Source organism: Pyxidicoccus caerfyrddinensis (assembly GCF_010894405.1).
Lineage (GTDB): Bacteria > Myxococcota > Myxococcia > Myxococcales > Myxococcaceae > Myxococcus > Myxococcus caerfyrddinensis.
In genome coordinates this window covers 1-656 of sequence record NZ_JAAIYA010000122.1, presented here as the reverse complement: position 1 = coordinate 656, position 656 = coordinate 1, and the positions used below count along the sequence as shown (strand labels likewise).

1 protein-coding gene is annotated in these 656 nt (G+C 70.9%); it reads left to right on the top strand.

The window, feature by feature from the left end; translation table 11 throughout:
* On the top strand, nucleotides 1-656 hold a 656-nt coding region (locus G4D86_RS51780), incomplete at both ends, for a contractile injection system protein, VgrG/Pvc8 family (RefSeq protein ID WP_275899252.1).

The window sequence follows — 656 nt, the reverse complement described above, 5'->3', positions numbered from 1 at the left end:
GACTTCGCCTTCGTCAGCCGGCTGATGGAGTGGGAGGGCATCTTCTACTTCTTCGAGCACACGGACTCGGGACACACGCTGGTGCTGGGGGACAAGCCCAGCGCGCACGCGCCGCTGCCGCAAGGGCAGACGCTGCCCCTGCGCCCGCGCATGGGCAAGGAGGCGGTGGACGGGGAGTTCGTCTACGCGCTGGAGATGGTGCACCGGCTGCGTCCGGGCGCGGTGCACCTGAAGGACTTCGACTTCGAGAAGCCCGCCGTCGACATCTCCGGCAAGGGCAAGGCGACAGATGGCCTGGCCGCGCTCGAAATCTATGATTACCCGGCCGGGTACGTGGCGCCGGGGGTGGGCAAGGCGGCGGCGAGCGTGCGCGCGGAGGCCGCGGGAGTGGGGAGCCGCACGCTGACGGGCGAGGCGATTGCGCCGCGGCTGACGCCTGGGTACGTGCTGGAGTTGGACGCGGCGGAGGACGGCACCTTCGCGGGCGAGTACGTCATCACGGAGGTGGTGCACTCGGGCGTGCAGCCGGACGTGTCGGGAGGCAGCGAGTCGTTGCAGGGCCTGTACCGCAACCAGTTCCACCTGCTGCCCAAGGCGGTGCCCTTCCGGCCGCGCCGGCTGACGCCGCTGCCGCAGATTGCCGGCCCGCAGACGGC